Source organism: Flavobacterium sp., assembly GCF_017744675.1.
In the GTDB taxonomy this organism is placed as follows: Bacteria; Bacteroidota; Bacteroidia; order Flavobacteriales; family Flavobacteriaceae; genus Flavobacterium.
The window spans coordinates 1,032,029-1,047,165 of record NZ_JAGIAV010000004.1; the positions used below are offsets into that span (position 1 = coordinate 1,032,029).

The window sequence follows — 15,137 nt, forward strand, 5'->3', positions numbered from 1 at the left end:
CGGTTTTGTATATCGATAAAACATGAATTTTTCATTTCACATTTTACAAAATTCATTTTACATTTAGATAAACACGCTTAAAATAAAGTAAACCAAACCTGCCAATATAGCCGAAATTGGAATAGTTAAGATCCATGCCCAAATTAAACTTACAGTAACTCCCCATCTTACGGCAGATACACGTTTTGTTAATCCAACTCCAATAATAGAACCTGTAATCGTGTGCGTTGTACTTACTGGAATTTTTAAATGTTCAGTAAAATAAAGCGTTAAAGCACCTGCAGTTTCAGCCGCAACACCTTCAAACGAACTTACTTTAGTAATTTTAGATCCCATAGTTTTCACAATTTTCCATCCACCGCTTAAAGTTCCTGCAGCAATTGCTGAATAACAAGCTAACGGAATCCAGCTTGGCATAATCCCCTTCACACCTAAATCTTCATTTGGCAGAACAACATTTAACCAATTATCCATGTGAACTCCTGGATTTGTATTAATATATACCGCTACAGCCGCAGCAATAATACCCATTACTTTTTGAGAATCGTTACCTCCGTGACCTAAACTAAAGGCCGCAGAAGATAATAATTGCATTTTCTTTAAAGCAGCATCTGCTTGATGAAGATTTAAACTGCTGAATATTAAACAAAATGCACTTACTGTTAAAATGATAAAAGCAACTAAAAACCATTTAATATTGTGAGCTTCAAAAGCAACGCTCCAGAAATGAGAATCAAATCTTGGTTTTTCAATTTTATCGTAAGGCACCATTTGGTAGTATACAAATACAATGGTAGCAATCATTAAAGCCGCAGTAAAGATTTTAGGCCCAATTGTTTTACGAGAAGCATTTAAAAGCCAAATCGAAATTAAATAAGAAGCCAATGCTCCTAATAACGGCGCTAAAACGATAAAGGCAATGATAATGAGAACTCCCGAAGGCATTGCACCGTCTTTTCCGGCCTTATACCAGCTTACAATTTCGTACCAATAGTGTGTTGCGCCATCTTCTCCAACATAACCAGAGAAACCATGAACCGCGATAGCATGTGCTACAGCAGCTCCTGCAAAACCTCCAATAAGCGTATGTGAAGAACTTGAAGGAATTCCTAACCACCAAGTCAACAAGTTCCAACAGATTGCAGCTATAACTCCGGCCAAAATTACCACCAGGTTAATCTCCATCGTGTGCGCTGTTTTAGCAACAGTATCTGCAACACCAAATCCGAAAACCCAATAGGCCAAAAAGTTAAAAAATGCTGCCCAGACTACCGCCTGAAAAGGTGTTAAAACCTTTGTCGCAACAACAGTCGCAATAGCATTTGCCGCATCATGAAAACCATTGATGTAATCAAAAATTAAAGCTAATACTATAATTAATATAAGTATTGTCATAAAAATATAACTTCAGATTGAAAAATTAAGAATGTTTTACAGAAATAGATTCTAGTATATTAGCAACACTCTTACATTTATCTGTTGCTGATTCTAAAACAGATAATACCTCTTTATACTTAATGATATTTTTAGCATCTGTTTCGTTTTCAAAAATTTCAAAAACTGCTTTGTTATATACATTATCAGATTTGTTTTCCAGTTTGTTAATTCTGGTACAAGCATCTTTAATGATTTTAAAATTCTTTAAGTTTCTCAACTCTTTTACAGCGCTATCAATATTTTGGCAAGCTTCAAGGTTGATTTCTGTCATCTTTCTGATCGACTTTGTAATCTTATCAACCTGATACAATCTCATACGGCTTGCAGCACCATGAAGGTAATCTGCAACGTTATCAATAGAAGTAATTAAGGTATGGATATCCTCTCTATCAAAAGGAGTAATAAAGTTTCTGCTCAATTCCAAATTGGTCTGACGTGTAATGTCTTCGCCTTTTTGCTCTAATTCGTCAATTTTTTGAAAAAGGATTTCTCTTTCTTTTAATGGAAGGTTTACAGCTTCGTGTAAGTTAGAAGCTAATTCAATTAAATTGCTTGAAGCCTCTTCAAAAAGTGGAAAGAATTTTTTGTCTTTCGGTACTAAAAATTGGAAAATACTGTTTATTGACATTGTTTTATTTTTGATAGTGCAAAATTACCTTCAATAACACGTTTCAGTGTTAAGCCATTGTTAACAAATCGTTTTCAATTTGAAAACTCGAAAGGAATAAAACCGTGTTTTCTATGTCATTATGTAAGATTCTATCTTCTTTTACCAAAGGCACCACTTCTCTATAGCTATTTAAGAACATTTCAATAAAATCGCTTGATTTTAGAGGCTCTCTGTATGCAATTGCCTGCGAAGCATTTAATAATTCGATTGCTAAAATACGCTCCAAATTGTCTAAAATTCGTAAGGCTTTTGTAGCGCCGTTTGCTCCCATACTTACGTGATCTTCTTGACCATTGCTAGAAACAATGCTATCAATACTTGCTGGGGTTGCCAATTGTTTGTTCTGGCTGGCAATACTCGCCGCTGTATATTGCGGAATCATAAACCCTGAATTTAATCCTGGATTATCAACCAAAAACGCAGGAAGATTTCGTAATCCAGAAATTAACTGATAAGTTCTTCTTTCAGAAATGCTTCCTAACTCTGCCAATGCAATTGCCATAAAATCTAAAGCTAAAGCTAAAGGCTGTCCGTGGAAATTTCCTCCCGAAATAATCTGATCGGCTTCAATGAAGATATTAGGATTATCAGTAACCGAATTGATTTCTGTTTTGAATACTTTTCGAACATAATCGATCGCATCTTTTGAAGCGCCATGAACCTGAGGCATACAACGGAAAGAATATGGATCTTGAACGTGTTTCTTTTCTTGCGCGATAATTTCGCTTCCGTCTAAGAATTCAGTAATTCGTTGAGCGGTTACAATTTGTCCTTTGTGCGGACGTATATAATGTATCAATTCATTAAAAGGTTCGATTCTTCCATCAAAACCTTCTAGAGAAATGGTTCCGATTAAATCAGCCAGATACGAATATTTATACGCTTTAATTAAAATATGCGCTCCATAAGCACTCATAAACTGAGTTCCGTTTAACAGAGCCAAACCTTCTTTTGACTGTAAAACGATCGGTTCCCAATTAAAATGCTTTAAAACCTCAGCAGAAGCCACTTTCTTTCCTTCAAAAAGAACTACTCCTTCTCCAATTAATGGCAAAGACAAATGCGCCAAAGGAGCTAAATCTCCAGAAGCTCCAAGTGAACCCTGAGTATATATTACAGGAAGAATATCATTATTATAGAAATCAACCAAACGCTCTAATGTTATTAATTGAATTCCAGAATGCCCATAACTTAAAGATTGAATCTTTAGCAAAAGCATCATTTTCACAATTTCGGCAGGAACTTCTTCTCCTGTTCCGCAAGCGTGAGATTTCACTAAGTTTTCTTGAAGCTTAGATAAATTTTCGTTAGAGATTTTCACACTATACAAAGATCCGAAACCTGTATTGATTCCGTAAATCGGCGCTGTGTGCGATGCCATTTTCTTATCTAAATAATCACGGCATTTCTGTACATTTACTTTAGCCTCTTCAGACAATTCTAGAATTTTATTTTGACCTAAAATTTCTTGTAATGTTTCTAAAGTAATCGTTTCCGAACTTATATAATGGATCTCTCTCATGATGATTTCAAATTTTAAACGCCAAAATTCAACAAATCAATATTAAAAAGCAAAAAATTATCACAATAATTAAAATTTCAATAAAAGTCTTTTAACTCCTTTACATATCTTTTTAAATCAGAATATCTCGTTTTCGTCTATTTTCAATGTCTTTTTGAGTTAAAATTCAATCGCTTGCATGTACGAAATCACCAAAAAGCATCTTCCGAAATATATCAAAACATCAATTTAACACTTTCTATTTTAACAAATACTCAATATTAAATTATAGAGATTTGAATTATTAAAATATTCGTAAAAAAGCTTTTTGAGTTTTTAACTCATATAAAAAGCTGTACTTTTGAAAAATCAAAAATGAAAAGTAACAGTATAAAATATCAATCTACAATTATTACAACTCAAACAGGAGTTGCAATTGCTGCTACCATTATTTCTACTACAACAACTACTACCCCTTAGGGGTATACATTTTTACATATAAACCTGGGTTATCTATACTTTTTTCTTGAAAGAAGAAAGGTAATGGACACATAAAAAATAGTTGCAAAAGAAAAAAATATCACATAAAATGAAAGTATTAAAATTTGGCGGAACTTCGGTAGCCAATGCTCAAAATATAAAACTCGTTCTCGAAATTGTTAACCAAAAAGCAAAAGAAGACCAACTGGTTGTTGTAGTTTCAGCTCTTAGCAAAGTAACTGATTTATTGCAATCTGCAGCAGCAAAAGCAGCAGCAAACGACGAAAGCTTTAGAGAAGTGGTTGCTGAAATCGAGAAAAAACACCTTGACACTTTAAAAGAACTGATTCCCGTAAGCGAGCAAAGCAGTCTTTTAAGCCACGTAAAAAGAATCATCAATCATTTAGAAACCTTACTGGACGGCTGTTTCCTTTTGGGCGAATTGTCTCCAAGAACTGCCGACACTATTTTAAGTTTCGGAGAATTGCTTTCTTCATTTATCATCGCTCAAGCTTATCAGCAAATTAGCAAAGATGCCGTTTACAAAGACAGCCGCGAATTAATTAAAACAGATAATACTTTCGGAAAAGCGGTTGTAAATTTCGAAGTTTCAAATCAGTTGATTAAGGATTACTTCGCGCAAAACAATGCAAAAATCAATATTCTGCCTGGCTTCATCGCACAAACTTTAGACGGAATCACTTCGACTTTAGGTCGTGGCGGATCTGATTATACTGCAGCAATTATCGCTGGAGCAATCGATGCGGAACAATTGGAAATCTGGACTGACGTAAACGGAATGTTTACTGCTAACCCAAAAATTGTAAAACAAGCGCAGCCAATTGCCAATATCTCCTATCAGGAAGCAATGGAATTGTCGCACTTTGGAGCAAAAGTTTTGTATCCGCCAACAATTCAGCCTGTTTTAAGAAAAAACATTCCTATTTTAATCAAAAATACTTTTGAGCCAGAAGCTGAAGGAACTCTAATTTCTAATCAGGTTTCATCAAAAGATACCGTTGTAAAAGGAATTAGCCATATCGATCATATTTCGCTTTTAACTCTTGAAGGTCCAGGAATGATTGGAGTTGCGGGTTCTTCTAGACGTTTGTTTGAAGTATTGTCTCAAGAAAAAATCAACGTAATTTTTATTACTCAAGCTTCTTCTGAGCATTCAATCTGTATCGGAATCCTGAATTCTGATGCTGATAATGCCGAAGCTGCAATTAACAGAGCTTTTGAAATCGAAATTTCGCAGAACAAAATCGATCCTTGTTACGTAGAAAAAGACCTTTGCATTATTGCTTTGGTGGGTGAAAACATGAAAAATCACCAAGGTTTAAGCGGAAGAATGTTCAGTACTTTAGGAAAAAACAACGTAAACATTCGTGCGATTGCGCAAGGTGCTTCTGAAAGAAATATTTCGACTGTAATTAACGAAAGAGACGTTAAAAAAGCCTTGAATACTTTGCACGAAAACTTCTTTGAAGAAAACACAAAACAGCTGAACCTATTTGTAATGGGAGTTGGAAATGTAGGTGAGAAATTCATCGAACAGATTCATAACCAGAAGAAATTCTTAAAAGACGTTTTAAAAATTAATGTTCGCGTTATTGCTTTATCAAATTCTAGAAAAATGGTATTTGATGAAGACGGAATTTCTTTAAAAAATTGGGATGCCGCTTTAAGCGAAGGTGAACCAGCAAGCATCGACGGATTCATCAAACGTGCTGAAGAACTGAATTTACGTAATAGCATTTTCGTAGATATTACAGCAAATGCAACAGTTTCTGAAGCTTACGAAAAGTTCTTAAAAGAAAGTATTGCCGTGGTAACTTGTAACAAAATTGCTTGTTCTTCTGCTTACGACAATTATAAAAAATTAAAAAATCTATCTCGTCAATACAATGCTCCTTTCTTGTTTGAAACGAATGTTGGTGCGGGATTGCCAATTATAGACACCGTAAAAAATCTGATTGCTTCTGGAGATAAAGTGCACAAAATTCAAGCGGTTTTATCTGGAAGTTTGAACTTTATTTTCAACAATTTTGATGATAATAATTCTTTCCACGATGTGGTAAAAGAAGCTGGAGTTCAAGGTTTCACAGAACCAGATCCGAAAATAGACTTAAGCGGAATCGACGTGGCTCGTAAAATCCTGATCCTAATTCGCGAAAGCGGTTACGAAATGGATATTGACGCCATTGCAAACGAATCGTTCTTGCCTGCAGAATGTCTGGCAACAACAAACAACGATGATTTCTTTGCTTCGTTAATCAAACATGCTTCACATTTTGAGAACATTTACAAAGAAGCTTTAGCCAAAGATTCTAGACTAAAATATGTAGCGCAATTCGAAAACGGAAAAGCAAGCGTAGGACTTCAGTTCATTCCAAAAGATCATCCTTTCTATAATCTAGAAGGAAAAGATAATATCGTGCTTTTCTACACCGATCGTTACGTAGATCAGCCTTTATTGATCAAAGGAGCTGGAGCTGGTGCAGCTGTGACGGCTTCAGGAATTTTTGCAGATGTAATTCGCATCGGGAACGTGTAAAAGGTGCTAAGATGCTAAGACGCTAAGGTTCTAAGTTTTTTTATTAGATACCTTAGAACCTAAGCAACTCAGAACCTCAGAACTTATAAAAAACCATGTGGTAAAAGTTTGCAAAGCAAAAACCTTAGAACCTTAGCATCTTAGAACCTCAGAACCTTTAAAAGAATGGAAATAAAACTATTTTGCCCAGCAACTATCGCCAATCTCTCATGCGGATTTGACGTTTTGGGACTTTGCTTAGACAATGCGGGTGATGAAATGATTGTTCGAAAATCAGATCAAAAAGGAGTTCGAATTACTAAAATCGTAGGTGCCGATTTACCTCTTGAAACCGAGAAAAACGTTTCGGGTGTGGCGGCTTTAGCGATGTTAGCGACTTTGGACGAACTAGATTTCGGATTTGAAATTGAAATTTATAAAAACATAAAAGCGGGAAGCGGAATCGGAAGCAGTGCGGCGAGTTCTGCCGGAGCGGTTTTCGGAATCAACGAATTATTGGGAAGACCTTACTCTCGTAAAGATTTGGTTCAGTTTGCGATGCAAGGCGAAAAATTAGCCAGCGGAAACGCGCATGCCGACAACGTTGCTCCTGCCCTTCTTGGCGGATTTACTTTGGTAAGAAGTTATGCTCCGTTGGATATTATCAGAATCGACAGTCCGGAAGAATTGTACGCAACAGTGGTTCATCCGCAGATTGAGTTAAAAACGTCTGACGCTCGTTCTGTTTTAAAACAAAACGTTTCTCTAAAAAGCGCCATCATGCAATGGGGAAATGTAGGCGGACTTGTAGCAGGTCTTTACACCAAAGATTACGAGTTGATTGGAAGATCGCTTCATGACGAAATCGTAGAACCTTTACGAAGTGTTTTGATTCCAGGTTTCGACCAAATCAAACAAACAGCTTACGAAAACGGCGCTTTAGGTTCTGGAATTTCAGGTTCTGGTCCGTCTATTTTTGCTTTAAGCCGAGGAAAAGAAACCGCAGACCAAATCGCCAAAGCCATGAGCGCTGTCTACGAAAAAATGAATTTACCGTATGAGATTCACGTCTCGAAAATAAACCCAGATGGCGTAAGAATTCTTTAAAAGCAATATTACTAACCATATAAGTCATATAAGTTCATGTAATTAGTTGAACTTAATTTATTAAATGAACTTATATGACTTATATGGTTTAAAAATAAAAACAACCAATGAAATACTACAGTTTAAACCATAATGCCCCAAAAGTTTCTTTTCAGGAAGCTGTAATACAAGGATTAGCGAGTGATAAAGGATTATATTTCCCGGAAAGCATTACGCCTCTTGATCCTTCATTTTTTGATAAAATCGAAAGTTTAAGCCATGAAGAAATTGCTTATGAAGCGATTAAACAATTCGTTGGCGACGAAATACCTGCAGAAAAACTAAAAGAAATCATCGCTGAAACTTTAGTTTTTGATTTCCCTGTAGTGAAAGTAGAAAACGGAATCTATTCGTTAGAGTTGTTCCACGGACCAACAATGGCGTTTAAAGACGTTGGAGCCCGATTTATGTCGCGTTGTTTGGGTTATTTCAATAAAGACAAAAAAGACGCTAAAAACACGGTTTTAGTAGCCACTTCTGGAGATACGGGAGGCGCTGTTGCAAGCGGATTTTTAGGCGTTGACGGTGTTGATGTTGTCATTTTATATCCGTCAGGAAAAGTGAGCGACATTCAGGAAAAACAATTAACGACTTTAGGACAGAATATTAAAGCGCTTGAAGTTGATGGTGTTTTTGATGATTGTCAAGACATGGTGAAAAAAGCGTTTTTAGATGAAACTTTAGCACATAAAAACCTGACTTCGGCGAATTCTATTAATATTGCGCGTTGGTTGCCACAGATGTTTTATTTCTTCTTTGCCTACAAAGCTTTGAAGAGCCAAAACAAACCATTGGTTTTCTCTTGCCCAAGCGGGAACTTCGGGAATATCTGTGCCGGAATTATGGCAAAAAAATTAGGTTTGCCAATTGAGCATTTCGTTGCTTCGACAAACGTAAACGACACGGTGCCAAGATTCTTAGAAAACGGAAAATACGACCCGAAACCTTCTAAAGCGACAATTTCTAACGCAATGGACGTTGGAAACCCAAGTAACTTTATTAGAATTCAGGAATTATACAATAATGATTTAAAGGCTTTTGAAAAAGATTTCTCTTCGTACAGCTACACCGACGAAGAAACGCTAAAAGCCATGAAACAAATTTACAACACCAACGGTTACATCGCAGAACCTCACGGCGCGGTTGGTTATTTAGGTTTGAAAAAAGAGCTTGAAAAATACCCGAACGCCATTGGTATTTTCTTAGAAACCGCTCACCCAATTAAATTCTTAGATGTGGTTGAACCTGCTTTAGGAATTACGCTTCCAATTCCAACACAAATTGAAAGTGTTATTAATGAGGAGAAAGTTAGTGTGAAGATTGGTACTTATGAGGAATTGAAGGCTTTTTTGGGTTAAATAATTTATTTATCATCATATACTAAACGGCTGGGGATTAATTTTCAGTCGTTTTTTTTTTTGAGTCAATCCTTTGCTTGAGTATCCTTTAATTTATAATTATTCTATGTCAAGTTTAAAAATCTAGTAATAAAAAACATATATTTGAAAGTACGAAAACGAAACAAACTTTTGCTTATTTAACAGATTTAGGTTTACATGAAAAGGTTTATCTTGCATATAATAAGTTGGCAGAAATTGTAAAAACATATGTATAAAAAAGAAATAAAATACATCCTACCAAATTTATCACCATCTGAACTATTAAAATATTTCACTGACGAGCCACTCAATCGAGCTCTTAAAGGAAAGAATCTTAAACCAGGACAATCTGTTCAATTGGAGTTTCTCTCACTGTTTGATTATATGGGGGAAAAAGTTCCAAGAAAGTTCCTGTATGATCCAAAATATATCGGCCTTTATCATAATACAGCTTTAAAAATTGCTCATAAGCTAGTAGCAGAAGGGCTTCTTTCCACATGGGGAAACAAAACAGGAATATATCAGCAGTTTCAAGGCAATAGTTACGATGCAGAAAAAATGCACTACAACGCGTACGACTTCTTAATTTACGGCTTTGCCGAAGTAGTTGATTATTATAGTGAAGCAATCAGAATCATAGAAGTTGCTGAAGACAAGACTGGAAAGATCGACGTCGGTACTGGTTTCGCAATTTTACACAAACACACAAAACAATATTTTATTACTGCTAAACACTGCTTACCTAAAAATTCTGAAATTAGAACGAAAATATTTTTAGGTTTTTCTGACGGATACTCTTATCCTGAAAATATTTATTCTCACATCGATGACAATGTGGATATTGCTATCTTAGAGTTTTCCGATAAAATGGCTTTAAGCAACAAATTTTTCGTCCTTGAAACTCCATACTTATTAGATAAAATCCTAGTTTCTGGTTATCCACCAGTTCCTGGAACCACAGATGCTATTCTAGTTTCATCAACAGGAGAAGTTACTGCTATGGCTAAAACATACTTCCATAAATATGAACAGATTTATGTGAACGCAAATGTTAAAGGAGGAAGTAGCGGAAGTCCAATTATTAATGAATATGGGAGTGTTGTCGGAGTTATAATTGAATCAGCAAGAGATATTATAAATAATGATTTACAAGATGAACTACGTTTTGGAACTGGCCTTACAAGCGATCTAATCTTTGAGATATTGGAGTCTATTGATAATAATGGAGATGTTCATAAGAAGATGAAATTCAGTATCAATTCAAATAATTCATTTAGATTAATATAAAAACTTTTTGCCAAAATCCTTTTCCTTAAAATATATTGATCAACATGAAACAAAAACTTAAATTCGAATGGGACGAAAGTGGAAACAAGACTAATTCAATAAAATTTACTAACAGTAAAGTCTACCAAGTTACTAATACTAAATTTCATGGTAATTTTAGAGTTGACATACTAGAAAACGAAATAGGGGCTAGCGTTGAAAACACCTCAAATTCTACTTTTCAAGATTTAGTTGATATTGATGAACCAATAGAAAAACAAATGTTAGATTGGGCTTCAAATTTTATAGTAAAAAATATTGGGGTTTGTGACAGTTGCAAGGAAACGAAAATTGTTCGATTGCTATCAACATATGATTTAGAAAAAGAAGATTTTCAAAATCTAAACAGTTTATGTAAAAATTGCAGAGATAAAATTTACGACAAAATTTACGAAAAGGATAAAGCAGAAAGATTAGCTGAACATGAACTAGCCCAAGCTGAAATGGATAAAAATCCACCAAAAATTATTGGAGGATTTAAAAGAAAAAACGATGCTTTCAAAGCAATTCAAAAATTAGGAAATCCAGATAGAGAAATAATCGGTGAAGGATTTGAGTATGTAAAAGCAATTATACAAGTTGCTGACGGAACTTTTTACCCAACTTTTTTGACAATATGTGTGATTGATGGCGGAGAACATTGGGATACTGACTTTATTTCTAGTAATCTAGAATATAATATCCCTCAGAATTTAGCTTTTAAATATTTAGGAAAAACCATTGAAAAAATCTTTCCATATGAATATGAAACTTTAGCTCATATCGAAGGAGATTTCCATCAATCTTCATGGTTTGGAATTACTACTCAAACAAACGTTAGGCATCATTTTATAAATCAAATAACATTACAAAGACCAGATCAATGGGAAGGTGTTGAGGCTACCACAAAAGTTCAGGTACGCTCCTATTTTTCAATACAACATATCCTTTCCGCTGGGTATCTTTGTAAAAAATTAATTGAATTTGAAAAGACTATTTCAAATGAAAATAATGATGACGATTTAATTGACCATAGATCATTGGTAGTTTCAACTATCTTATCTTGTGCCTCATTTCTTGAAGCAAATATTAACGAGCTTTTTATGGATGCTTCAGAAAATCCGAATGGTATTGTTAAAGATTTACCTAAGTCAACAATAAAAGTTCTTTCTAAAATGTGGAGTAGAGGAATTCCACGAACAGCTAGTTATCCAGTACTTGAAAAATATCAAATAGCTTTAGCATTATCAAATAAAAAAGAATTCGATTTAGGAACTTCTTTAATTCAAAATATAACAGTTCTTATAAAACTAAGAAATGCTTTAGTTCACTATGAACCCGAATCTGTTATTACTAAAGATATTGCCGAAACTTCAACAATTAAAAAGCAAAAATTAGAGCAACAACTGAAGGGAAAATTCCCCCTAAATCCTTATACTGGGATTGATAATCCTTTTTTTCCTGACAAATGTCTTTCTTTAGGATGTGCTCTTTGGGCATTTAATTCGTGTATAAGTTTCACTGATGATTTTTTTATGAAATTAGGTATTGTACCTACATATCAAAGAATAAGACATAAACTTACAGACACAATCCTGCAAACCCATCGCTAGAGCAAGGATTTAAAACAAAAAAAGAGGCCTTAATAAGGCCTCTTTTTTTGTTTATATATGTTTTAAAAAATTATTTCCCATTCAACAACTTTTCCAAATACTCCACTTTATCTTTTTCAGCTTGTACCAAACGTTCGTAAAGTTCAACTACTTTATCTAAAGGATTAAAAGTACAACCATAATTAAGACCAGCATTCACAATACCATTATCGTGGTAAGTATTTCCAATAATATTTAAAACAGCTTCTTCCGAAAAGTTTTTAATGGCTTCAACAGAAATATCAAGAGCTTTTGCAATTTCAATTAGTCTTTGCTCGTCTACAGTTTCGCTGTTTTCAATATTCGAAACTGCCTGCTGACTTAATCCCAAAGCCTGTGCAAGCGCTTCCTGTTTCATATCTTTAAGCTCTCTGATACGGCTTATATTTCTGCCGATATGTCTTGGTTTTATTGCTGTACTCATAATTCAAAGATATTTAAAATTCTTAAACAAAAATAGATAGCTGTAAAAAACAAAGTTGTTTTTGTAAGATACGCTTTTCAATTGAACGCGGATTAAACGGATTCGTTATCACGAAGACGCGGATTTACACTGATTTTTTTTTAAATAATCCGCGTAAATCCGATCCCGATAGCTATCGGGATTGCGAAAGCAAATCCGCTTAATCCGCGTTCCAATTTATGCAGTTTTACTTCTTAGTCCCCAACAAATACAAAATCTTTGTGGGTCCAGATTTTACTTTCTTTATTTCCCAATTAAAGTTTTCTTTATTGTTTAATTTAGAAACCAAAGCATTCATTTCTTCAACAGAATACGTTCTTAAAGATGAAACCACGCCATCCCACAAAATCAAAATCGGCACGATCGGAATAAGATACGTAAATATAATTCTGCCAATATGAAATGGTCTTATAAAAGGCGTTGTCAATAAAACACTTATTGGCGAAAAGATCATAGCCATAATACTCTGAAAACTTCTTTCCTGCCCTTCAAAAATCGCAATAGAACTATTGGTGTCAATAGCATTTTGTAGAATCTGCTGCGCATCTTTCGGTTTAAAATGATGAAAAGATAAAAACTGCGTTCGAAGTCCTTTTAAGTTTTCTGGAACGTTTCTCGCATCGACTGAAGTTTTTACAAAATCAAAATTGTCGGCTTCTTTTTGTGTATGCTCAAATGCGGGAATATTTGGGAAATAATCCGTCAGCAAAATTTTTAAATCGGGATTGTTTTTTCGTAATTCGGCATTAAGCCAAATTAATCCGCCTCCTCCACCCGATGCGAGATCAATAATTTGATTGGTTTGGCTTTCTTTTAATCCTTTTTCGATTACAGGAACTATGCCTTTGTACATGGCAGTTTTATTCGAAAGAAATTGCAGAAAATCAGTTATATAGTTTCTAATAAATTCTGGAAGCCATTGCTGATCTTCAAATTCGAATAAATGTATTCTTGCCATAGTATCTATTTTTCAATTCATTACAAATGTCAATAATTTTATTTAAAATATTTACTTACAGAAATTTTAATTTCAATTGCCTTCAGCTTTAGCTGGAGGTTTTGTTTTTACAGCATCCATTCGGCTTTAGCCAAAAAACGCAAAAGATTAGGCTAAAGCTATTTTCTGCTATAACTTTGTCATTACAGTTTACATCTTACAGTTTACAGTTTACAGTTTACAGTTTACATTTTACATTTTACATTTTACATTTCACAACAAACAACATGATTACAAAAGCATTACTCGAAGATATTCCGGCATTAACCGTTTTAATTAACTCGGCTTACAGAGGCGAAACCTCTAAAAAAGGCTGGACAACCGAAGCGCATTTACTAGAAGGAAAAAGAACGGATGAACAGGAAATGACCGAAATCTTTCTGGATTCAAAAAATACGATCCTGAAATTTACAGAAAACAATACCATTATCGGTTCGGTTTTATTGGTAGAAAAAGGACATCAATTGTATTTAGGAATGTTGACGGTTTCGCCAGAACTTCAAAACAGCGGAATCGGGAAAAAGCTTTTGGCAGCAGCCGAAAACCATGCTCAGTCTCTTGGCTTATCGAGTATTATTATGACGGTTATTTCGGTTCGCGAAGAACTTATTGCATGGTACAAACGTCATGGTTATGCAGACACTGGTAAACGCGAGGCTTTTCCTGAGAGCGGTATTCATGTTACGGTTTCTGAAGTGCCTTTGGAGTTTATTTATTTGGAGAAAAGTATCTAAGTTTTTTGACAAAGTAACCATATAGTTTTGTCATTTCGACGAAAGGAGAAATCTCCGCAAGTAGCTCTACAAAGATTTGCAATATACTCTGCGGAGCTACTTGCGGAGATCCCTCGTTCCTCGGGATGACAAGATTGAGATAAAAACTGCGTAAAACAAAAACAACAATTTGATTTCATAATAAAACAACAAAAAATGAACGTACACGTTTTTCCTAAAAAAGATAGTAAAGCTTCTGTTTGGAGTGGCGGATTAACATATGAATATGTGATATATCCTAAATCAGCAAACTATGCCGATAGAGATTTCATATTTAGGATAAGCAGTGCTACTATAGAAGAAGTTCCTTCGCTTTTTACAAACTTTAAAGGTTATCATCGTTATCTGGTTATGCTTGATAACGGTTTGGATATTGAAGTAAATAAAGAGAAAAAGAGATACGAGAAACATGAAATCATGCAATTCAACTCTGCTGATGAAGTGATTTCGTATACAAAAGGCTCCGATTTTAACTGGATGGTTTCTGAAAAAATAAGCCATCATAAACTGAAAATAACAAATAGCAACGAGAATTGTAATGCTCAAATAATACTGTTATTTTCTTTGCATGCAACAGTTATTAAAATCAATGAGAAACCATATAATCTAAATCCTTACGATTTAGTAGTCGTTGAAAATGTAGAAAAGGAAAATGTAGTACTTCAATTCTCTAATGAATGTCTCTTTGGAATGTTGGATTTTTAATTGAAAAAACAAAAAATTATTCCGCAGAGATTCGCGGAGAATTTCACAGAGATTCGCTAAGTTTTTTTGTTTCACGCAGATTTTAAAAGATTT

At 34.6% G+C, this 15,137-nt stretch carries 12 protein-coding genes; 7 read left to right on the forward strand and 5 right to left on the reverse strand.

The window, feature by feature from the left end:
- Positions 1-63 precede the first annotated feature (63 nt).
- From J7574_RS14690 to hutH, 3 genes are read right to left on the reverse strand one after another with little or no spacing between them, the layout of a single operon-like run.
- Positions 64-1,395, reverse strand: coding sequence for an inorganic phosphate transporter (locus tag J7574_RS14690; RefSeq protein ID WP_290969903.1), 1,332 nt, complete (start codon positions 1,393-1,395; stop codon positions 64-66).
- Between the two features lie 25 nt (positions 1,396-1,420).
- Complete coding sequence (locus J7574_RS14695; protein WP_290969906.1) at positions 1,421-2,065, reverse strand: DUF47 domain-containing protein; 645 nt, start codon at positions 2,063-2,065, stop codon at positions 1,421-1,423.
- A 49-nt stretch (positions 2,066-2,114) separates the two neighbouring features.
- Positions 2,115-3,629: a histidine ammonia-lyase gene (hutH, locus tag J7574_RS14700; RefSeq protein WP_290969909.1), complete on the reverse strand. Its 1,515-nt coding sequence runs from the start codon at positions 3,627-3,629 to the stop codon at positions 2,115-2,117.
- 568 nt (positions 3,630-4,197) lie between these two features.
- Here hutH and thrA point away from each other — a divergent pair.
- The 5 genes from thrA to J7574_RS14725 all read left to right on the forward strand — a co-directional run bounded on the left by thrA (position 4,198) and on the right by J7574_RS14725 (position 12,067).
- Positions 4,198-6,645 (forward strand): bifunctional aspartate kinase/homoserine dehydrogenase I, encoded by a 2,448-nt coding sequence (gene thrA, locus J7574_RS14705; protein ID WP_290969911.1) that lies wholly within the window; start codon positions 4,198-4,200, stop codon positions 6,643-6,645.
- 165 nt (positions 6,646-6,810) lie between these two features.
- Entirely contained in the window at positions 6,811-7,731 is a 921-nt protein-coding gene (locus J7574_RS14710; RefSeq protein WP_290969914.1) for a homoserine kinase, read from the forward strand.
- A 107-nt stretch (positions 7,732-7,838) separates the two neighbouring features.
- The gene (thrC, locus tag J7574_RS14715) at positions 7,839-9,128 is read left to right on the forward strand and encodes a threonine synthase (protein ID WP_290969917.1); all 1,290 of its coding nucleotides are present in this window, start codon (positions 7,839-7,841) and stop codon (positions 9,126-9,128) included.
- 249 nt (positions 9,129-9,377) lie between these two features.
- On the forward strand, positions 9,378-10,436 hold the full coding sequence (locus J7574_RS14720) for a serine protease (protein ID WP_290969920.1): 1,059 nt from the start codon (positions 9,378-9,380) through the stop codon (positions 10,434-10,436).
- 44 nt (positions 10,437-10,480) lie between these two features.
- The gene (locus J7574_RS14725) at positions 10,481-12,067 is read left to right on the forward strand and encodes a hypothetical protein (protein ID WP_290969923.1); all 1,587 of its coding nucleotides are present in this window, start codon (positions 10,481-10,483) and stop codon (positions 12,065-12,067) included.
- A gap of 70 nt (positions 12,068-12,137) precedes the next feature.
- On the opposite strand, the gene J7574_RS14730 is transcribed toward J7574_RS14725, so the two are convergent.
- Together J7574_RS14730 and J7574_RS14735 are read right to left on the reverse strand one after the other, a co-directional pair.
- Positions 12,138-12,530 (reverse strand): helix-turn-helix transcriptional regulator, encoded by a 393-nt coding sequence (locus J7574_RS14730; protein WP_290969926.1) that lies wholly within the window; start codon positions 12,528-12,530, stop codon positions 12,138-12,140.
- 226 nt (positions 12,531-12,756) lie between these two features.
- Complete coding sequence (locus J7574_RS14735; protein ID WP_290969928.1) at positions 12,757-13,527, reverse strand: hypothetical protein; 771 nt, start codon at positions 13,525-13,527, stop codon at positions 12,757-12,759.
- Positions 13,528-13,793: 266 nt separating this feature from the next.
- Between J7574_RS14735 and J7574_RS14740 the strand changes: the two genes are divergently transcribed.
- Positions 13,794-14,300, forward strand: coding sequence for a GNAT family N-acetyltransferase (locus J7574_RS14740; RefSeq protein ID WP_290969930.1), 507 nt, complete (start codon positions 13,794-13,796; stop codon positions 14,298-14,300).
- 195 nt (positions 14,301-14,495) lie between these two features.
- Complete coding sequence (locus J7574_RS14745) at positions 14,496-15,044, forward strand: HutD family protein (RefSeq protein ID WP_290969933.1); 549 nt, start codon at positions 14,496-14,498, stop codon at positions 15,042-15,044.
- Positions 15,045-15,137: the final 93 nt, after the last annotated feature.